This window comes from Actinosynnema pretiosum, from assembly GCF_024171695.1.
GTDB classification, from domain to species: Bacteria; Actinomycetota; Actinomycetes; order Mycobacteriales; family Pseudonocardiaceae; genus Actinosynnema; species Actinosynnema pretiosum.
In genome coordinates this window covers 1-19,513 of sequence record NZ_JAMTCF010000036.1, presented here as the reverse complement: position 1 = coordinate 19,513, position 19,513 = coordinate 1, and the positions used below count along the sequence as shown (strand labels likewise).

The window sequence follows — 19,513 nt, the reverse complement described above, 5'->3', positions numbered from 1 at the left end:
ATCGGCAGGGCATCGCGCCTGCCCCATCGGGCACCCGCGCGCGCTTGCCCTTTCAGGCAGTCACCGTGCACCGCGCGGTGGTCCGGCGGTCCTGCCGCCGAGCTCCCGGTGGAGAGAGGCTTTCCTGGTCGGAGCGCGACCCCCGCCGAGCGCGGGAGCTCGCCAGAGCGGAGAACCCAGGAGGAGCGGACCATGCCGCAGTACCTGTCGCCCGGCGTGTACGTGGAGGAGGTCCAGTCCGGGGCGCGGCCGATCGAGGGCGTGGGCACCGCCGTCGCGGCGTTCGTCGGCTTCGCCGAGCGCGGGCCGTTCCACCGGCCGACGCTGGTCGCCAACTGGAACCAGTTCGTCCAGCTGTTCGGCGGCTTCACCGAGGACGCCTACCTGCCGCACGCCGTCTACGGCTACTTCTCCAACGGCGGCGGCTCCGCGTACGTGGTGCGGGTCGGCGGGGAGCGGCAGGAGAGCGCCGAGCCGCCGAGGGCCGAGCCGGTGCGGTTGGGCGCGCTGACCGTGCGGTCGCTGCCCGACGCGGGCGGCGACGTGTCCGTCGAGGTGGCCGACGCCGATGGCGAGAACCCGCCCGACGACCGGTTCAAGCTGCTGGTGCGCCAGGGGAACCGGGTCGTGGAGACGCACGACGTGTCCACCCGCAAGAACGCCAAGAACTACGTCGCCACGCAGCTGGCCGAGCGCTCCAGGCTGGTCGAGGTGGTCGAGCAGCCCAGCGGCGCGCTCGCCAAGCCCGACAAGCAGACCGTGGCGCTGCCCGGCGCGAGCGCACCGGCGTCATCCGGCGGCGTGCCCGCCAGGATCGACCCGCAGGAGTACCTCGGCGACGCGGAGGCGCGCACCGGGTTCGGCGGCCTGGAGAGCGTCGACGAGGTCACCATGGTCGCGGTCCCCGACCTGATGAGCTCCTACCAGCGCGGGCAGATCGACCTGGAGGGCGTGAAGACCGTGCAGCTCGCGGTCATCTCGCACTGCGAGCAGATGGGCGACCGGGTCGCCGTGCTCGACGCCCCTCCCGGCCTCACCCCGCAGCGGGTGCGGAACTGGCGGCTGGAGGAAGCGGGCTACGACTCGAACTTCGCCGCCCTGTACTACCCGTGGATCAAGGTGTTCGACCCGTCCAGCGGGCGCAACACCTTCGTCCCGCCGTCCGGGCACGTCGCGGGCGTGTGGGGCCGCAGCGACGCCGAGCGCGGCGTGCACAAGGCCCCCGCCAACGAGGTGCTGCGCGGCGCGGTCGACCTGGAGACCGGGATCAGCAAGTCCGAGCAGGACCTGCTGAACCCCATCGGCGTCAACTGCATCCGCGCCTTCGCCGGTCGCGGCATCCGGATCTGGGGCGCCCGCACGATCTCCTCCGACCCGGCGTGGCGCTACCTGAACGTGCGCAGGCTCTTCAACTACCTGGAGGAGTCGATCCTGATCGGCACCCAGTGGGTGGTGTTCGAGCCGAACGACGACCGGCTGTGGTCCAGCATCCGGCGCAACATCACCGCGTTCCTCACCGAGCAGTGGCGGCAGGGCGCGCTGTTCGGCCGCACCCCGGCCGAGGCGTTCTACGTCAAGTGCGACGCGGAGAACAACCCGACCGAGTCGATCGACCTGGGCCAGGTCATCTGCGAGATCGGCGTCGCGCCGGTCAAGCCCGCCGAGTTCGTCGTGTTCCGGCTCGCGCAGTTCTCTGACAGCACCAGCCTCGTCAGCGAGTGACCCGCGCGCGCCGGGACCGGCGCGTGAAGCAGAAAGGTGAGCACAGCAATGGCTGAAGGCGACGCCCTCGCAACACACATCTTCGGCGTGCAGCTCGGTGGCTACACGGTCGAGTCCCTGCAGGAGGTCAGCGGCCTGACCGTCGAGGAGGACGTGGTCGAGGTCTTCCAGGTCACCGCCACCGGCAAGCCGCTGATCCGCAAGCAGCCCGGCGCGCAGAAGGGCGGCGAGGTCACGCTGACCCGCGGCCTCGACCAGAGCGACGAGCTGTCCAAGTGGCTCAACGAGACCCTGGAGAACGGCGCGGTCAGCGCCGCCCGGCAGAACGTCACCATCGAGGTCAAGGACACCGAGGGCAACACGGTGCGCCGGATGCAGCTGATGAACGCGTGGGCCAGCCGCTGGGAGGGCCCCTCGCTCAAGGCGGGCGAGTCCACCGCCGCGACGGAGAAGGTGACCCTCACGTTCGAGGAGATCAAGGTCGAATGAGGCGACGGACGATCGCGATCGACCAGCTCGACGAGCTGGTCACCGACAGGCAGCCGGAGCGGGCCCCTTCCGAGGGGCCCACCTCCCGGCAGGAGTCCTCCTGGGGCGCGGACTCCGCGACCCCGAGGCTGCGCACCGAGTTCGAGTTCGAGCTGCCGCGCGGGTACGTGGACTCGGACGGCCAGGTGCACCGGCACGGCCGGATGCGGCTGGCGACCGCGCGCGACGAGCTGCGCCCGCAGATCGACCTGCGGGTCAAGGAGAACCCCGGTTACCTGAGCGTGGTGCTGCTCAGCCAGGTGATCACGCGGCTGGGCTCGGTGCCCGAGGTGCACGCCGGGGTCGTGGAGCAGATGTACGCCACGGACATCGCGTTCCTCCAGGACTTCTACCGGCGGATCAACAGCGAGGGGCACACCAGGGCGGGCGTGGCCTGCCCGTCGTGCGGCGCCGCGTTCGAGGTCGACCTGGCCGGTGGGCGCCTGGGGGAATCGTGACGTACGCGGCCGACCGCCTGCACGAGGAGGTCGCGTACGTGGCCTACCACTTCCACTGGTCCCGCGACGAGGTGCTGGACCTGGAGCACCACGAGCGCAGGCGGTGGGTCGCGGAGATCGCGCGGATCAACACGAGGGTGAACGAGGGGAGGTGAGCCGGGTGCGCTGGGGATCGCGCGGGCGGCGGGGCGGGGACGGTGGTGGCGACGGTGCCGCTTCTGCCGACAGCGGGCCGGTCGTGGTGCAGCGCCGTTCCGCGCCGCTGCCGCCGTGGGACGGCGGGTGGCGCGCGGCGCCGAGGGGCGGCGGTGTCCTGGGCGGTGAGCTCCCGGTGGGGGACGGGCTGCGCTTCCGCGACGGCCTCGCCTCCTGGCAGGACCACGCGGTGGGCACCGGGCCGATGGGGCACTCGCTCAGCGCGGACGCGCCCGTGGGCGTGGTGCGCGGGGTGGCCCAGCTGCGCCCGTTGGCCACGCCCGAGTACGGCGACAGCGGCGAGTTCGTCTTCCGCGCCGCGTCGGGCGACGAGCCGGACGCGCAACCGCAACCGGAAGCGGAAGCGGAACGGGGACCGGGACGGGCGGCTGGACGGGCAGCGGGACGGGAGGCTGGACGGGTAAAGGTGCAGCGGGCCAGGGGTGGTTCGACGCGCGACCGGGAACAACAGCGCCCGGTTCAACGCCGAGCGCAGCGCGGTGGGAAACCTGCGGTGTCCAACCTTCCCCTGGACACGCCGGAATCCTCGGACGTCGAGCCGGCCGCTGTACCGGTGGTGGATGGCGAGGCGCCCGCGCGCACGACCAAGCCGCAGTTCGAGACGTTCCGAGCCAAGGCGGGCAACTGGGTTCAGCGCGTCCTCGGCCGCAAACCCGCTGCGCAGCAGGAGAAAGCCACCCCCGCCATACGGCACGAGAACACCACGCCCGCTGTGCGGCGATCGGCGACTTCTTCGGTGCACGCGCCGGTGGTCACCCCGCAGGAACCGGCCGTCACCCCGCCCACCCAGGATTTCGTGCAGCGTCGTGCCGCGACACCTGCGGAACCGGCGGCTCCCGGTTCATCCCAGGTGCAGCGCAGTGCCGCCGAACAACTCGTGGATCTGCCCAAGCGCACCGTCCGAGCCATCCCGAACTCGGTCCGACCCGCCAAGTCCGCACCTGCCAAGGCCACCCCCGCTAAGGCCACTCCCGCCGAGTCCGGGCCTCCCAAGCACGCGCCCGCCAAGCCCACAGCGCCCAAATCCACGCCGAGCGCTGTTCCAGGACCCGTGGTAGGCGCTGATGTGCAGCGCTCGGTCCCACTGCTGCCGCTGACCCGCCCGCTGATCGCCGCCCGCACTCCGGAGAACCTGCCCACCAGGCAGATCCCCGCCGTGGTCCAGCGCGTCACTCCCCAGGTGACGCCGCTGGCCACCCCGGAGCTGCCGTTGACCAACCCGGTCAAGAACGCCCCGGAGGCTGCCCCCGCTGCGACGCCTGATGTGCAGCGCTCGGTGGACACCAAGAAGCCCGCGACCCGCTCCGACACCACCGCACCGGAACCGAAGACCAGGCCGAGGTCCGCGCCGGTGCTGGGCGCCCCGCTCCCCTCGGCTCCAGCCTCGCCCACGCCCTCGGAACCGGCACGTCCCACCGTGGTCCGCCCCAGTGGCCTCGGTGCGCCGATCAGCGCCATCCCGGCCAGTGCCATGCCCACCACGAACCCGCTGGCCCCGATCCAGAGAGCCGCCACGAACCACGGGGATGCGCGGCCCAGGCAGAGCGCCACCGGGAACGGCGCCCACCAGCCCAGTCCTACTGCCAAGCCTGGCCCTGCCACCAAGCCCACTCCTACTGCTAATCCTGGTCCTGCCGCCAAGCCCATTGCCTCCAAACCCATTGCCGTCGAGTCCGCTGCCGTCAAGCCCCAGGTGGCCGAGCCCGGTTCGAGCGCCGTGGTCCAGCGCATGGTGCCGCTCTCGCCGGATCAGCCGATCGCGAGCCTGCGCGTTGACCCCGCGCGACCGCAGGTCCAGCGCGCCTCTCCGGAAACCCCGCCCGTGCAACCCGCGGTCGTCCACCCTGCGGCGGTTCACCCCTCGGTCGCCCACCCCGTGGAAACCCACCCCGCGACCGCCCAGCCCAAATCGGCCCAGCCCAAACCGATTCAGCGCACACCGGGCCAGCCCAAGCCCGCCCAGAGCTCCCCGCTACCCGGCGCGACGATCAGCCCCACCGGCCTCCCGCTGGTCCGCCTGACCAGCCGGCCCCAGGCCCCGGTCCAGCGCGCCACTGCCCCGGCCCCGCTGATCACCACGAACCCGTTGCGCCCCAAGCTCTCCGCGTCCGCCACGAGCGCCGAACAAGCCGTCCAGCGCGCCGCGAAGCCCAGCGGGCGCTCCACCCCGGTGGTCCGCCCGATCCCACCCCGCCGCCTGGACACCGGTCCGCCGTCCACCTCGGCGCCGCACCAGGTGCCCGCCGCGCCGGTGGTCCCGGTGACGGCGGTCCAGCGCGCCGCGACCCCGTGGAACACCGTCCCGCAGGGCAGCGCACCCCGGAGCGCCGCGATCCAGACCAGCGCAACGCGAGCTGTCCCAGCGCGAACCGGTTCGGCCCAACCCCACGCGGCGCCGGTGACCGGTCAGCCGACCGGAAGCCCGAGCGTCGTGGCCGAGACCGCAGGCCCCGCCGTCACCACTACCACCGGCTCCTTCCAGTGGGTCAACCCCCGGTTCGCGGCGAAGCGGAACGGCTCGACCCCGTCCGCAGGCCAAGCAGGCCAAGCAGGCCAAGCGACCCAGGCCGTCCAAAGGACAGGCGGCACCACCCGGCACCAGGTCCAGCGAAACGCCCAGGCTCCCCAACCCGCCACCCCCACCACCCCCACCACCCCCGCCGAACCCGCCATCGGCCCCACCGCCGTCACAAGCGCCCTCACCACCCCCGACGTCGACAAGGACGAGCAGGGCCAGGACCGGGCCGACCTGGACGCCCTCGCCCGCAAGCTCCTCGAACCCCTCTCCCGCCTGATGCGCAACGAGATCCGCCGGGACCGCGACCGCGTCGGCCGCCCCCACGACCACCGCCGCTGACCCGCCCCACCACACCGGACCAGCGGCCCCGAAGCAGGAGGAACGAGCGATGAGCGCGGACGTGTTCGCCAGCACCGTGTACTTCCGGCTCTCCATCGCGGGCAACAGCCTCGGCACGTTCCACACCTGCGAGGGACTGGGCGCGCAGATGGAGGTCGAGGCCTACAACGAGGGCGGCAACAACGGGTTCGCCTGGCAGCTGCCCACCCGCATGACCTGGACCAACATCACCATGACCCGCCCGGTCACCGAGGACTCCTCCAAGGTTCTGCGCTGGCTGGACGAGACGGTGCGCCAGGTGGAGAAGAAGGACGGCGAGATCGTCGCGCTCACCCCGGACCTGAAGCCGATCGTGCGCTGGCAGGTCATCGGCGTGGTGCCGGTGCGCTGGCAGGGCCCGTCGTTCGACCCGTCCAGCTCCTCGGCCGCGGTCGAGACCCTGGAGATCGCCCACGAGGGCCTCCAGGCCTCCTGAGACCGGGAAGAAGGGAAGACCGCCGTGCCGCCCACCTCGGGCGCGAGCCTCGTCAAGGCCCGCCTGGTCATCATGGAGCCGCCCCCGAGGGTCGGCGCGAAACCGGGTGGGAAGCTCGCCACCGTCAAGTTCCAGTTCAACCCCAACGCGCTCTCGCTGTCCAAGTCCACCGAGTGGCGCCGCCAGCCCGCCCGCATGGCCGGGTCCGCCTCGCTGCCCGAGTTCGTCGGCAGCGGCCCGCGAACCCTGTCGGTGCAGGTGTTCCTGGACGCCACCGCCAAGCACGACAACTCGGTGGAGCAGCGCATCGAGAGCCTCATGGTGGCGTGCGTGCCCACCAAGAGGAGCATCGCGAAGAAGAAGCCCGCGAGCCCGTGGGTGCGCTTCGAGTGGGGCACCGCCAAGTCCGTCTCGTTCGACGGGGTGCTCTCCAGCCTGTCGGTCGACTACTCGCTGTTCGACGTCGACGGCAAACCGCTGCGCGCCACCTGCTCGCTCTCCATCGAGGAGGCCGGGGTCGACCCGCCCGGCCAGAACCCGACCTCCGGGTCCGACGAGGCCAGCCGCACGCACCGCGTCGTCGTCGGGGACACGTTGGCGCAGCTGGCCTTCCACGAGTACGGCGACCCCACGGCCTGGCGCGTCATCGCCGAGGCCAACGACATCGACGACCCGATGGTCCTGGTTCCGGGCACCGAGCTGCTGGTGCCCCTGGCAGACGGAGGTGGCCGGTGAGCGGCACCGAGGAAGGGCGCGCGTTCGCGGCCAGCGCCGTCGTCGCGGGCGGCGGCCCGGTCAAGGCCCCGTGGGACGACGAGCTGGTCAGCTGCGTGGTCGACGAGAACGTCGGGCTGCCCGACGTGGCCGTGCTGACCTACCGCGACGGCTCGCACGAGCTGCTCAAGGACACCGGGATCACGCTCGGCTCACCGCTGGAGGTGTCGGTCGCCTCGGCCCGCACCAACGCGAACGAGCTGCTGTTCCGGGGCGAGGTCACCTCCATCGAGCTGGAGGTCGACGGCACCGGCTCGTACACGGTGCTGCGGGCCATGAACCGCGCGCACCGGCTGCTGCGCGGACGCCGCGTGGAGGCGTTCCACGAGATGAGCGCGACCGCGATCATCCGCAAGGTCGCCAAGAACGCCGGGCTCACCGTCGGCAAGGTCGAGGCCGCGCCGATCACCTACCAGCACATCAGCCAGGCCGGCGTCTCGGACTGGGACTTCCTGCAGACCCTCGCCCGCGAGCACGGCGCGCTGGTGCGCGTGGACGACAAGGGCGTGCTGGACTTCGTCAAGCCCGAGCCCGCGTCCAAGGCGCCCGCGCCCACCACGTCGGCGGAGAAGAGCCCGTACGTGCTGGAGTACGGGCGCAACCTGATGGCGCTGCGCGCGGTCCTCGGCACGAACGAGCAGACCGGCGGCGTCGAGGTGCGCGGCTGGAACCAGGCCACCAAGAAGGAGGTCGTGGCCACCCGCAAGCCGCAGCCCAGCAAGACCGTCGTGCCCGGCCTGCTCGCCACCAAGGCCGCCAAGCTCACCTCCGGCGGCAAGCTCCTCGCCGCCGGGACCCCGTACGCCACGCAGGCCGAGGCGAACGCCGCCGCGAAGGCCCTGGAGGAGTCGCTGAGCGCGGGCTACGGCGAGCTGGAGGCCGTGGTGGAGGGCAACCCGCAGCTGCGCGCGGGCGTCCCGATCGCGCTGGGCAACGTCGGCGCGGCGTTCAGCGGGCGCTACACCGCCACCGCCGTCACGCACGTCATCGAGCCGAACCGGGGCTACCGCACCACCGTGCTGGTCAGCGCCTCGCCGGACCGCTCGTTCGCGGGCCTGGTCGCCCACGACGCCATCCCGGCCAGGGGGCCGAGGATGCCGGGGCTGGCGATCGCCGAGGTCACCGACGTCAAGGAGATCGGCAACGGCCAGCGGGGCTGGGTGCGGCTGAAGTTCCCGTGGCTGGACGACAAGTACGTCTCGGACTGGGTGCGCACCGTGCAACTGGGCGGGGCCGGGGGCGGCGGCGTGTTCAGCCCCGACGTCAAGGACGAGGTGCTGGTCGGGTTCGAGCAGGGCAGCCTGGACCGGCCCTACGTGCTCGGCGGGCTCTACAACGGGGTGGACAAGCCGTCCAGGCACGACCAGAAGCTCGTGGACGGCCGCAGCGGGAAGGTCAACCGGCGGTCCCTGGTCAACCGCGGCGGCGACCGGCTCGAACTGCTCGACGGCGCCGCCGCGCAGGGCGTGCGGCTCGGGTCCGGCGACGACGAGCTCGAAGTGGTGCTGGACCGCAAGAAGAACGAGCTGCGGCTGGTCCAGGGCGGTCGGGGCGGGTGCAGCATCACGCTCTCCCGCACCGGGATCGAGATCGACGCGGGCCGGGGCGGGATCAAGCTCAAGGCCGGGCGCAAGGTCGACGTGTCCGCCAGGACCGGCGTCGACATCGACACCGGCTTCACCGGCGACGTCGTCGTCAAGGGCCGCACCATCCGGCTCAACTGAGCCGGGACCGCAACACCGGGACAGCGCGAGGAGGACCACCATGCCCATGGCGGCCAGGGTCAACGACAAGACCACGCACGGCGGCACGATCGGACCGCCGAAGTCCGCGAAGGCCATGACCGTGCTCATCCAGGGCCTGCCCGCCGCCGTGGTCAGCGCCCAGCACGTCTGCGTCATCCCGCCGCACGCCATCGCGAGCGTGGCGAACCTGGTGCTGCCGGGGAAGTCCTTGGCCAGCAGGGTGTTCGTCGGCGGGCTGCCCGCCGCCGTCGTCGGTGACCAGACCTCGTGCGGGGCGAAGATCATCCCGATCCCGCCGCTGCGCACCGTCTTCGTCGGGGGGCCGCTGTGAGCGGGTTCATCGGCCGGGGCTGGGGGTTCCCGCTCGGCGTCGACGCGCGCGGCGGCATCGGCATGGTCGAGCGCGAGCAGGAGATCCAGGAGGCCATCCGGCTCGTCCTCGGCACCGCGCCGGGGGAGCGGCCCATGCGCCCCGAGTTCGGCTGCGGCATCCACGACCTGGTGTTCGCCTCCGCCGACGGGGCCACCGCCGGTGACATCTCCCGCGAGGTGCGCACCGCCCTGGAGCGCTGGGAGCCGCGCATCGAGGTCACCGACGTGGTCGTCGCGTTCGACGCGGTCGACACCGGCACGCTCTACATCGACGTGCGCTACCTGATCCGCAGCACCAACGACCCGCGCAACCTGGTCTTCCCCTTCTACACCATCCCCTCCGAGGAGAGCGAGGTCGTCTGATGCTTCCCGCCCCCAACCTGGACGACCGCCGGTTCCAGCAGCTCGTGGACGAGGCCAAGCGGTACGTGCAGCAGAGCTGTCCGGAGTGGACGGACCACAACGTCTCCGACCCCGGCGTCACGCTGATCGAGACCTTCGCGCACATGGTCGACCAGCTCGTCTACCGGCTGAACCGGGTGCCGGAGAAGAACCACCTGGCGTTCCTGGACCTGCTGGGCGTCAGCCTGTTCCCGCCGACCGCCGCCCGCGCGGGCGTCACGTTCTGGCTGTCCGCCGCCCAGCCCGACACCGTGCTGCTGCCCGCCGGGACCGAGGTGACCACGGTCGGCGGCGAGAGCACGGGCGGCGTCGTGTTCGCCACCACCGACGACCTGCCGATCGTGCCGTGCGAGCTGGACAAGCTGGTCACCCGCACCGACGGCGGCGAGCACACCGACCGCACCAGGGACCTGCGCGGCAACGCCGACGTCGACCCGGACACCCGCAAGAACGTCCAGGTGTTCCAGCCGTCGCCGCGCGCCGGTGACGCGATGCTGATCGGCCTGTCGGCGGCCGTGCCGCGCTGCGCGGTCGTGCTGCGCCTGGACAGCCGCGTCGAGGGCATCGGCGTCGACCCGAGGCAGCCGCCGCTGGTGTGGGAGGCCTGGGACGGCGCCGGGTGGACCGCGTGCGAGGTCGACGAGGACGGCACCGGCGGGCTCAACCGGCCCGGCGAGGTGGTGCTGCACGTGCCTGCCGGGCACGTCGAGTCGGCCATCGCGGGCAGCACCGCCGGGTGGTTGCGCTGCCGCGTCGTGGAACCCGTCGCGGGGCAACCATTCTACTCCGAGTCGCCGACCGTGCGCGAGGTCGAGGCCTACACCATCGGCGGCACCACGGTCGCCGAGCACGCCGAGACCAGCACCGACGTCGTCGTCGGCGAGTCGGCCGGGGTGCCCGGCCAGCGGTTCTCGCTGCCCTCCGCGCCGGTCCTGCTCGACGGTCCGCCGGTGGTCGTGCAGGTGTCCGAGGGCGAGGGCTGGGTCGACTGGTCCGCGGTGGACGACTTCGGCGCGTCCGGCCCCGACGACCGGCACGTCGTGCTCGACGCGGGCACCGGCGAGATCCGGTTCCCGCCCGCCGTGCGCGAGGCCGACGGCGGGCTGCGCCGCTACGGGGCCACCCCCGCCAAGGGGGCGGTGATCCGCGTTCCCCGCTACCGCACCGGCGGCGGGCGCGGCGGCAACGTGGCGCGCGGCGCGATCTCGGTGCTGCGCAGCTCCGTCCCGTACGTGGCGGAGGTGGTCAACCGGGAGGCCGCGCGCGGCGGCGTGGAGGCCGAGACCGTGCCCGAGGCCAAGCAGCGGGTGCCCAACCAGCTGCGCGCCCAGTGGCGGGCGGTCACCGCCGAGGACCACGAGCTGCTCGCGAAGCAGGCCGCGCCGTCGCTGGCCAGGGTGCGCTGCCTGCCGTCGGAGCACGGCGCGCGGGTGCTGCTGGTGCCCGACGCGGTCGCCGACGAGGACGACCGGTTGCGGTTCGAGCAGCTCATGCCGGGGCAGGAGCTGCTGACCACGGTGGCCCGGTACCTGGAGGAGCGCAGGCTCATCGGCAGCCGCCTGGTGGTCGAACCGCCGCGCTACCAGGGCGTCACGGTCGTGGCGCGGCTGGTGGCCGCCGAGTCCGAGGCCGAGCGGGTGCGGCGCGAGGCGCTGGCCTCGCTGTACCGGTACCTGAACCCGCTGCGCGGCGGGCGCGACGGCGACGGGTGGGAGTTCGGCAGGCCCGTGCAGTTCGGCGAGGTCTTCGCGGTGCTGCAACGGGTTCCGGGCGTGCGGCTGGTGGAGGAGATCAGGATGTTCCCGGCCAACCCGATCACCGGGGCGCGCGGCGGGCCGGTGGAGCGGCTGGAGGTCGCGCCGAACGCGCTGGTGTTCTCGCACCAGCACCAGGTCGCGGTGGAGCAGCGATGAGGGCCGCGCTGCCCGACCTGCCCAGCAACCACCCGATCGGCGCCCTGCTGCCCGCGCTGTACGCGGAGGACGGGTTCGCGCAGCGGTTCACCGGCGGGCTGGACGCGGTGCTGTCGGCCGTGCTGTCCACATTGGACAACATCACCGCGTACCTGGACCCCGACCTCGCGCCGGAGGACTTCCTGGCGTGGCTGTCGGAGTGGGTCGCGGCCGAAGTCGACCCCCGGTGGCCGCTGGAGCTGCGGCGCGCGGCGGTGAGCCGGGCGGTGGAGCTGCACGCCAAGCGCGGCACGGTGTCCGGGCTGGTGGAGCGGGTCGAGCTGTCGCTGGGCGTGCGGGTGGAGGTGCTGGACGGGCCGGGCGTGAGCTGGTCGCCGGAACCGGGCGCCACCATCCCCGCCGGGCCGGACGGACCGGTGGTGGTGCGGGTGCGGCCGGGGGTGGCGGCGGTGGACCGGGAGCGGGTGGAGGAGCTGGTCGAGGCGCTGTGCCCGGTGCACCTGCGGTGCGTGGTCGAGGTGCTGGACGGGGATCGGGATGGGGATCGGGGCGGTGAGGCGGGGTGAGCGCGGTGACGTGCCCGCAGTGCGGGGCGCAGGTCGGGCCGCTGGACGACTTCTGCGGCAACTGCGGGACCTACCTGGGGTGGGGGAGCGGGGGAGGGGGCCCCGCTCCTGCGACGCCTTCGACCGCACCACGCGTTGAACCGCCGCGAGCCGAGCCGCCTCGTGCTGAGCCGCCTCGCGCTGAGCCGCCCCGTGTTGAACCGCCTCGCGCTGAGCCGCCTCGCGCTGAACCGCCACGAGCTGCGCCCGAACCGCCGAGGGCCGAACCGCCCAAGGCGGAACCGCCCGCGCCACGCCCCGAACCACCGCGCGCCGAACCGCCGACGCCTCCGCGCGCCGAGCCTCCCCGCGCCTTCCCACCGCGCGCCGAACCCACGCCCGTCGAACCACCGCGCGCCGAACCGCCCAGCCCCACCCCGCTCCCGGCCGCGCCGCCGAGCGACGAGCAGCCGAAGCCCTCACCCGCCGAGCCCGCTCCCACAGCCACGCCCCCGTCCCCCCGCCCCGAACCCACCGGCTCGGCCTGGTCCCGGTTCCTCAAGGCCATCCGCTGGCCCTGGTGGGGCGGCCGGTCCACCAGCTTCGCCACCACCGGCGCCACCCGAGCCGCCACGCCCACCCCGTTCCGCCCCGCCGACCCCACCTCCCTGGCCGACCGGGCCCCCGGCGACCTCGGCCCCGTCCTGCCGGGACTGCCCGAGGCCCGGCGCCCCGAGGTCACCACCCCGATCCAGGACAACGTCGTCGGCCCGCGCTGCCCCAACTGCGGCACCGCCAACCCGCCCGACCGCCGCTTCTGCCGCCGCTGCGCCACCCCGCTCCACCCGGAGCAGCGCGCCGGGCAGGCAGGCGGCAAGCAGCGCAGGCGGTGGCGCGGGGACCGGTCCCGGCTGCTGCGCAGGCTCGCCGCCATCGCCGCGATCGCCGCGCTGCTGATCGCCGGCTACCTGTTCTACCCGCGCGCGGTCGACCTGTGGCAGGACACCCTGGACAAGCTCGCCACCCCGGCCCCGGTCGGCCCGGCGGGCACCGCCGCCAGCGCCCAGCTCCCCGACCACCCGTCGAACCTCGCCGTCGACGGCGCCAGCAACCGCTACTGGGGCGCCCCGGCCGTCGGCGACTCGATCGAGTTCACCTTCGCCGAGCCGTTCCGCCTGCTCGCCCTGATCGTGCACACCGGCGCCGCCGAGGACCAGCAGCAGTTCGCTGCCCAGGGCAGGGCGTCCTCCCTGGACGTGGTCACCACCGCCGAGGACGGCTCGACCCGCACCGAGCGGGTCGAGCTCGCCGACAAGCCCGGCCCGCAGCAGTGGAACACCGGGATCAGCGACGTGGTCCGAATCCGCCTGGTGATCACCGGCGCGGCCGGTCAACCGCCCGGCGGGCACATCGCCCTCGGCGAGGTCGAGTTCTTCCGCAGGCCCTGATCCCCCCTCCCCCGAGACGAGGAGCGCACCGATGGACATCGCCGTGGTCACCGACCCCACCGGGCTGGTCGGGGGCGAGGTGGTGCGCGCCCTCGGCCCCCGCTACGACCTGCTCGTCGGCCTCGACGCGGGCACGGGTCCCGCCACCACCGCCGAGCCGACCGCCCGGTTCCGCCGCCACCGCGTCGACCTCGCCGACCGCGCCGCCGTCTCCGCCGTGCTCGCCGAGTACGGCGCGGACGTACGCCTGGTCGTCCACACCGGCCGCGAGCCCGACGGCCAGGACCCGATGCTGATCGCGGTCGGCACCGCGAACCTCCTGCACGCCGTGCACGCCCGCTGCCCGGACGCGGTGTTCGTGCTGAACTCCGGCGTCGAGGTCTACGGGACCGCTCCCAACCTGCTGCCCCTGGTCGAGACCCCCACCCGCTGGGACCTGCCCGAGGGCCACCCGGCCCACGACCGGGGCCTGCCCGAGGCCCACCACGTCGACCACGTCGAGCGCACCCCGCGCGGCACCGCGCTGCTCGCCGCCGACCTCGCCGCCCAGGACAGCGGCAAGCGGCTCGACGTCGCCGTCGGCGTCTTCCGCACCGGCGGCCTCGTCGCCACCACCGGCGACGCCCCGTTCGCCCAGCACGGCTTCGTCGCGGCCCTCGTCCGCGACGCCCTGCGCGGCTCCCCGTTCGTGGTCAGGGGCTTCGGCGGCAAGCAGGTGCGGGACGTGCTCGACGTCGCGGACCTGGTCGAGATGTTCTGGCAGTACGCGCTGGCCCCCAGACCGGGCGAGGTCTACCACGCGGGCGGCGGACGGGAGCGCAGCTGCTCCCTGCTGGAGGCCATCGCGGGCTACGAGCACCTCACCGACCGCCAGATCGCCTTCGACTACGACCCCGAACCCCGCTACGCGGACGTGCGCTACTGGACCACCGACACCGCCAAGTTCAGCGCGCACTACCCGCGCTGGCGGCCCACCAGCACCCTGCCCGACCTGGTCGCGCGGGCCCACCGGCACTGGTCGGCGCGGCTTGAGCGGCTGCCTGGAGAAGTCGTGTAGAAGCGGTTGAGAACGCGTGAAGCGGCCACCGGCAGAGTCGGACTCGCACAATCCGGGACTGTGGGAGGCAGTGGTGGATCAGCGAGTTCGGGTGGCGGTGCAGTCGACCGACCACCTCAGCCTTGCGGGGCTCACGAGTTACCTCGCGGGAAGGTCCGAGGTCGTGCTGGTGGGGCAGCGCGAGCGGGCGGGTGCGGACGTCGCCGTGGTGGCGGTGCCGAAGTTCACCGAGGAGGTCACCTCCCGGCTGCGGCGCGCCGCGACCGAGGCGGGGACGCCGGTGGTGCTGGTGCTCGACGAGGTGGGCGACGCGGACGTGCTCACCGCCGCCGAGTGCCGGGTCGTGGCGATCGTGCCGCGCACCGCCGCCACCGGCGACCGGGTGCTGCGCAGCGTCCTCGCGGCGGCCGAGGGCGGCGGGGTGATGCCGCCGAACCTGGTGGCCGAGCTGCTCAGGCACGTGCAGCGGTTGCAGCGCGAGCTGGTGGCCACCGAGACCGGCCCCGACCGGCTCACCTCGCGGGAGGCCGACGTGCTGCGGCTCATCGCGGACGGCCTGGACACCGCCGAGATCGCGACCAGGCTCAGCTACTCGGAGCGGACCGTGAAGAACGTGTTCTACGGCATCACGACCCGCCTGCACCTGCGCAACCGGCCGCACGCGGTCGCGTACGCGCTGCGGAAGGGGATGATCTGAGGTGGCCGCGCCCTCCGGCGCGGACCGGGGCGGTGACGGCGGTCCGGTGGAGCGGAAGGCCGACATGCGCCGGGTGGTCGACCTGCTCGTGCGGGGCATCAGGGCGACGGGCGCGCCGAAGGCCGTGCCCGCGCCGCGCGGCCCGGCGCCGGTCGACCCCGACTGGGTGATGTCGGGGGACGGGGTGATCGGCGCCCCGGTCCTGGCGGAGGAAGGTGGTCCGGCGGGCCCGCTGCCGTGACCGGGCCCCGCGCGGTCCCGCACCGGGGGAGGACCGCCGGGGGAACGGGCAGGGGTGGCCCCGACCACCGCCCGGACGCGGCCCACCGCCCGTCCGGAGTGGACCGGGAGCGCTCCCGCACCCCGATCCCGATCCCCACCGGCCCGATCCCCGCAGATCCGATCCCCGCCAGCCCGATCCTCACCGGCCCGATCCCCGCAGTCCCGATCCCCACCGGGTCAGTCCCGGCCGGTCCGCTCCAGCAGCCGCCGCACGTCCCACCGCGCGCCCAGCGCCTCGTGCACCGCCAGCGCCTCGCCCAGCGCCACCTCCCGCTCGGCCGCGCCCACCCCCGGCCGCCCGGCCAGCAGCACCGCCCGGTCCTCCAGGGTCTGCCCCAGCTCGAACACCCGCCCCGTCCGCCGGTAGTGCCCGGCGACCTCGGCCAGCCCGTCCGCGTCGCCCTCCCACGCGCACCGGCACCGCCGCGCCGCAGCAGCCGCCCGCGCCGTCGTGGTCTCCCGCGCCGCCTCCGCCTCGCACGCCCGCACCGCCTCACGCGCCGTGGCCCGGTCACCGCAGGCCAGCGCCAGCCGCACCAGGTCGGGCAACCACTGGTGCCGCAGCATCATCTGCGCGAACCGGGTGTCCAGGATCGCCCCGAGCAGCTGCACCGCCCCCGCCTCGTCACCGGCCCGCGCCGCCCCCATCGCCTCGGCCGCCACCAGGAAGTCGCAGTTCTCCCGGTCGGCCGCCGTGACCAGCGGCAGGTTCGCCCCAGCCGCCAGGTGCGCGGCCAGCGCGGCCCCGTCGTCCCGGTGCGCGGCGATCAGCGCGGCGGCCCCGTGCAGCAGCAGCACCGGCCCGCCCTCGCGCAACCCGAACCCGGTGAACTCCTCCGCGTCCGCCATGACCGCCCCGAGCCGGGCGACCGCCCCGTCCCAGTCGCCCAGCCAGAACCCGTGCACCGCCGCCGCCACCTGCAACCCGGCGACCGGCGTGCCCGGCCCGGCCACCCGGAACGCCTGCTCCAGCACCCGCCCGGCCTCGTCCAGCCGGTCCAGGCACTGGAGCGTGAACACCCGGTTGTCCAGCAGCACCAGCCGCAGGTCGGCCAGCCCCACGTCGGTGCCGACCACGTCGAGCGCCTGGTCCAGGTAGCCGACGGCGCGCGCGTAGTCCCGCCGCACCGCCTCCACCTGCCACAGCACCTCCAGCGCCTGCCCGATCGCGAACGGGTCGCCCGCCCGCTCGCCCACCGCGATGGCCTGCCGCGCGCTCACCGCCGCCTGGTCCAGGTCACCGACCCCGGCCCGCTGCACCAGCGACAGGAGCGACAGCAGCCGCGCCCGCCAGGTGTCGGTGAGCACCGGGTCGGCCAGCGCCTCCCGCAGCTCCGCCAGCGCGGCGCGCGGCCGGGACGCCCGGTAGGGCACGTACGCCAGCGTCCAGCGGGCCTTGGCGACCTGGTCGGCGTCGCGCAGACCGGGCAGCGCGCGCCGGGCGTGCTCCTCGGCCTCGGCGTCCCGGCCCACCCGGAACAGCACCGAGCTGAGCCGCGCAGCCAGCGCCGACCGGGTGTCCTGCGGGGCGCGCGGCGAGGCCAGGCACCGCTGCAGCAGCTCCACGGCGACCAGCGGCGCCCGGTCCCCGAGCGACTGGGCGTTGCCGACCACCCAGCGCACCGCCCACGCGTCCACCTCGCCCGCCGCCGCCATCAGCTGCCCGGCCACGTGCTCGGCGGGCGCCCCGGACTCGGCCAGCGCCCGCGCCGCCTGCTGGTGCAGGGCGGTGCGCAGCGCGGACGGGGTGCCCTCGTACAGGGCCTGCCGGATCACCGGGTGCCGGAACGCCATCCGCGACCCGGCGTCGCGCAGCACCCCGGCCGCGACCGCCTCGGTGAACGCGCCCAGCAGGTCGGGCACGGGCCTGGCCAGCACCACCGACAGGTCCTCCACGGAGAACTCGCCGCCCAGCAGCGCGGCCCAGCGCAGCACCTGCCTGGTCGGGTCGGTCAGGAAGTCCAGCCGGTCGGCCACCGCCGACACCAGCGACACCGGGGTGCGGTCGAGCACGTCCGGGGCGACCTCGGCGATCCCGGCCGACACCAGCACCGCGCGCTCGCGCACCAGCGCGTCGGCGACCTCCCGCACGTACAGCGGGTTGCCGCCCGCGCGCGCCGCGACCCGCCGCAGCCCCGGTCCCGGCGCGGCCCCGACCAGCTCGCCGACCACGCTGGTGACGGCCGAGTCGGACAGCGGCAGCAGGTCCAGCACCGCGCCGCCCGCCTCGGCGTCGCGGCGCAACCGGGCCACGTCGACCCGGTGCGGCACCGGCCGCGCCGCCCCGACCAGCAGCAGCGGCTGCCTGCGGGCGACCCCGGTGAGCCGGTGCCACAGCTCGGTGCTGCTCTCGTCGGCCCACTGCAGGTCGTCCATGACCACGGTCAGCGGCCCGTCCCCGCACAGCCGCTCCACCAGCGCGCCCAGCCGCTCCACGGCCGCCGCGATCGGGTCACCGGCGGTGAACACCGACCCGGACGGCGGGCGCTCGTCGCGCAGGGCGCGGGCGGTCGCGGCGCGGCGCGGGTCGGGGGAGCGCACGTCCACGTCCAGGCAGTCCATGGCCAGCCGCAGCGGGAACCGGGTGCCCAGCTCGTCGGCGACGCCGTGCGCGACGCGGTGCCCGGCGTTCGCGGCGAGCGCGACGACCGCCGCGAGCAGGCTGGACTTGCCGATGCCCATCTCGCCCTCGACCCACAGCGCCCGCCCCCGGCCGGAGGACGCGGAGGCGATCAGCTCCTCGGCCACCCGCAGCTCCTCGTCCCGGCCGACGAGGACCTGGTCGGCCTCACCGCGCCGGGGGCGGGGGATGGCGGTGGCCTGCGGCGGGTCCTGGCCGGGGCCCGCGCGGTGGTCGCGCAGCACCAGGTCGCGGGCGGCGCGCAGGCCGGGGCCGGGGTCGACGCCCAGCTCGTCGCGCAGCACCCGCCTGGCCTCCCGCAGCACTTCGAGCGCCTCCGCGCTGCGGCCCGCCCGGTGCAGCGCGAGCGCCAGCAGCTCGCGGGCCCGCTCGCGCAGGGGTTCCTCGGCGACCAGCGCGCCCAGCTCGCCGATGACGTCGCCGTGCCCGCCCAGCGCCAGCGCCGCCTCGGCCCGCGCCTCGCGCGCGGCGGACCGGGCCTCGCCGAGGGAGGCGCGCCGGGCGCGGGCGAACGGACCGTCCAACCCGGACAGGGCCGTGCCGCGCCACAGGGCGAGCGCCTCGTCGAGCGTGCTCACGGCGGCCCGGTGCTGCTCGGCGGCGAGCTGCTCGCGGGCGCGCTCGCGCAGCGCGGCGAACGCGGCCACGTCCGAGTCGGCCGCCTCCAGGCGCAGCCGGTAGCCGGACCCGGACGACTCCAGCAGCCGGGACGGCGTCCCGCGCGGCCGGTCGGGTTCGAGGGCCTTGCGCAGCACGGACACGTAGGTGTGCACGCTGCCGCCCGCCGTGGCGGGCGCGTCGTCGCCCCACACGCCCCGGATCAGCTCGTCCCGCCGCACCGCCGTGCCCGCGCGCAGGGCGAGCACGGCGAACACCCCGCGCTGCCGCGACGACCCCAGCTCGACCTCCCGCTCCCCGACCCAGGCCCGCACGGGCCCGAGCAGCGCGACCCGCAACCCCACCGCCCCACCGCTCACGCCGCCCCTCCCACCCGCAGCACGCCCGAAGCGCGCCCGGCCCGCTCCGCGCACCCGACCGGACCCGCGCGGCCAGCGGCTCCCGAGCCGGTCGAAGCCCCGCCCACCACCCGAGCCCGCCCGTCTCCCGTCCAGCGGCCCACCGGACCGCCCGACGGCACCGGCACCCACCCGGAACCCCGCTCAGCGCACCGCGCCACCACCGCCACGCCCCGTCCTGCCGCCCCGACCGCTCCCCGCCCACCACGCCGCACCACTGCCCTGCCCGTTCCCGGCGAGGTCACCTGTCCGCCGCCTCGGCCCGCTGTCCCGGCCGGACCTGTCCCGGTGTCCTGCCCAGCGCACCCGGTTGCAGCCTTGGCTGGTCCAGGCCGGGGCGCTTGCCCGCCGCGCTCAGCTGTCGC

The 19,513-nt window shown here is 74.6% G+C and carries 17 protein-coding genes; 16 read left to right on the top strand and 1 reads right to left on the bottom strand.

What is annotated here, in order from left to right; translation table 11 throughout:
- Positions 1-192: 192 nt before the first annotated feature.
- The 16 genes from LV78_RS39730 to LV78_RS39655 all read left to right on the top strand — a co-directional run bounded on the left by LV78_RS39730 (position 193) and on the right by LV78_RS39655 (position 15,450).
- A complete protein-coding gene (locus LV78_RS39730; RefSeq protein ID WP_253851386.1) occupies positions 193-1,722 on the top strand; it encodes a phage tail sheath family protein in 1,530 nt (509 codons plus the stop codon).
- Between the two features lie 48 nt (positions 1,723-1,770).
- Positions 1,771-2,211, top strand: a complete 441-nt coding sequence (locus LV78_RS39725; protein WP_253851385.1) for a phage tail protein — start codon at positions 1,771-1,773, stop codon at positions 2,209-2,211.
- Positions 2,208-2,708, top strand: coding sequence for a hypothetical protein (locus tag LV78_RS39720; RefSeq protein WP_253851384.1), 501 nt, complete (start codon positions 2,208-2,210; stop codon positions 2,706-2,708). The genes LV78_RS39725 and LV78_RS39720 overlap by 4 nt, the downstream gene beginning before the upstream one ends.
- Positions 2,705-2,863 (top strand): DUF6760 family protein, encoded by a 159-nt coding sequence (locus LV78_RS39715; protein ID WP_177154659.1) that lies wholly within the window; start codon positions 2,705-2,707, stop codon positions 2,861-2,863. The genes LV78_RS39720 and LV78_RS39715 overlap by 4 nt, the downstream gene beginning before the upstream one ends.
- Before the next feature lie 5 nt (positions 2,864-2,868).
- The gene (locus LV78_RS39710) at positions 2,869-5,781 is read left to right on the top strand and encodes a hypothetical protein (RefSeq protein ID WP_253851383.1); all 2,913 of its coding nucleotides are present in this window, start codon (positions 2,869-2,871) and stop codon (positions 5,779-5,781) included.
- A 49-nt stretch (positions 5,782-5,830) separates the two neighbouring features.
- Positions 5,831-6,256: a phage tail protein gene (locus LV78_RS39705; protein WP_015801753.1), complete on the top strand. Its 426-nt coding sequence runs from the start codon at positions 5,831-5,833 to the stop codon at positions 6,254-6,256.
- Between the two features lie 24 nt (positions 6,257-6,280).
- Positions 6,281-6,991: a CIS tube protein gene (locus tag LV78_RS39700; protein ID WP_253851382.1), complete on the top strand. Its 711-nt coding sequence runs from the start codon at positions 6,281-6,283 to the stop codon at positions 6,989-6,991.
- Positions 6,988-8,754: a VgrG-related protein gene (locus LV78_RS39695; RefSeq protein WP_253851381.1), complete on the top strand. Its 1,767-nt coding sequence runs from the start codon at positions 6,988-6,990 to the stop codon at positions 8,752-8,754. The genes LV78_RS39700 and LV78_RS39695 overlap by 4 nt, the downstream gene beginning before the upstream one ends.
- A gap of 40 nt (positions 8,755-8,794) precedes the next feature.
- The gene (locus LV78_RS39690) at positions 8,795-9,106 is read left to right on the top strand and encodes a PAAR domain-containing protein (protein WP_253851380.1); all 312 of its coding nucleotides are present in this window, start codon (positions 8,795-8,797) and stop codon (positions 9,104-9,106) included.
- A complete protein-coding gene (locus LV78_RS39685) occupies positions 9,103-9,510 on the top strand; it encodes a GPW/gp25 family protein (protein ID WP_253851379.1) in 408 nt (135 codons plus the stop codon). The genes LV78_RS39690 and LV78_RS39685 overlap by 4 nt, the downstream gene beginning before the upstream one ends.
- Positions 9,510-11,462 carry a putative baseplate assembly protein gene (locus LV78_RS39680; RefSeq protein ID WP_253851378.1) on the top strand — a complete coding sequence of 651 codons (1,953 nt, stop codon included), beginning with the start codon at positions 9,510-9,512 and terminating at the stop codon, positions 11,460-11,462. The genes LV78_RS39685 and LV78_RS39680 overlap by 1 nt, the downstream gene beginning before the upstream one ends.
- Entirely contained in the window at positions 11,459-12,028 is a 570-nt protein-coding gene (locus LV78_RS39675; RefSeq protein ID WP_253851377.1) for a phage tail protein, read from the top strand. Before LV78_RS39680 ends, LV78_RS39675 begins: the two co-directional genes overlap by 4 nt.
- Positions 12,025-13,455 carry an NADase-type glycan-binding domain-containing protein gene (locus LV78_RS39670; RefSeq protein ID WP_253851376.1) on the top strand — a complete coding sequence of 477 codons (1,431 nt, stop codon included), beginning with the start codon at positions 12,025-12,027 and terminating at the stop codon, positions 13,453-13,455. Before LV78_RS39675 ends, LV78_RS39670 begins: the two co-directional genes overlap by 4 nt.
- Before the next feature lie 31 nt (positions 13,456-13,486).
- Positions 13,487-14,512, top strand: coding sequence for an NAD-dependent epimerase/dehydratase family protein (locus LV78_RS39665; RefSeq protein ID WP_253851375.1), 1,026 nt, complete (start codon positions 13,487-13,489; stop codon positions 14,510-14,512).
- 73 nt (positions 14,513-14,585) lie between these two features.
- A complete protein-coding gene (locus LV78_RS39660; protein WP_253851374.1) occupies positions 14,586-15,209 on the top strand; it encodes a helix-turn-helix transcriptional regulator in 624 nt (207 codons plus the stop codon).
- 1 nt (position 15,210) lies between these two features.
- The gene (locus tag LV78_RS39655) at positions 15,211-15,450 is read left to right on the top strand and encodes a hypothetical protein (RefSeq protein ID WP_253851373.1); all 240 of its coding nucleotides are present in this window, start codon (positions 15,211-15,213) and stop codon (positions 15,448-15,450) included.
- Positions 15,451-15,668: 218 nt separating this feature from the next.
- Here the strand turns inward: LV78_RS39655 and LV78_RS41405 are convergent, their stop codons facing one another.
- Positions 15,669-19,109 (bottom strand): ATP-binding protein, encoded by a 3,441-nt coding sequence (locus LV78_RS41405; RefSeq protein WP_308208813.1) that lies wholly within the window; start codon positions 19,107-19,109, stop codon positions 15,669-15,671.
- Positions 19,110-19,513: the final 404 nt, after the last annotated feature.

What these genes read in the sequence shown, in the direction of transcription:
- LV78_RS39730 (WP_253851386.1), top strand. Translation starts at nt 193, where the DNA reads ATGCCGCAGTACCTGTCGCCCGGCGTGTACGTGGAGGAGGTCCAGTCC.
- LV78_RS39725 (WP_253851385.1), top strand. Translation starts at nt 1,771, where the DNA reads ATGGCTGAAGGCGACGCCCTCGCAACACACATCTTCGGCGTGCAGCTC.
- LV78_RS39720 (WP_253851384.1), top strand. Translation starts at nt 2,208, where the DNA reads ATGAGGCGACGGACGATCGCGATCGACCAGCTCGACGAGCTGGTCACC.
- LV78_RS39705 (WP_015801753.1), top strand. Translation starts at nt 5,831, where the DNA reads ATGAGCGCGGACGTGTTCGCCAGCACCGTGTACTTCCGGCTCTCCATC.
- LV78_RS39690 (WP_253851380.1), top strand. Translation starts at nt 8,795, where the DNA reads ATGCCCATGGCGGCCAGGGTCAACGACAAGACCACGCACGGCGGCACG.
- LV78_RS39680 (WP_253851378.1), top strand. Translation starts at nt 9,510, where the DNA reads ATGCTTCCCGCCCCCAACCTGGACGACCGCCGGTTCCAGCAGCTCGTG.
- LV78_RS39675 (WP_253851377.1), top strand. Translation starts at nt 11,459, where the DNA reads ATGAGGGCCGCGCTGCCCGACCTGCCCAGCAACCACCCGATCGGCGCC.
- LV78_RS39665 (WP_253851375.1), top strand. Translation starts at nt 13,487, where the DNA reads ATGGACATCGCCGTGGTCACCGACCCCACCGGGCTGGTCGGGGGCGAG.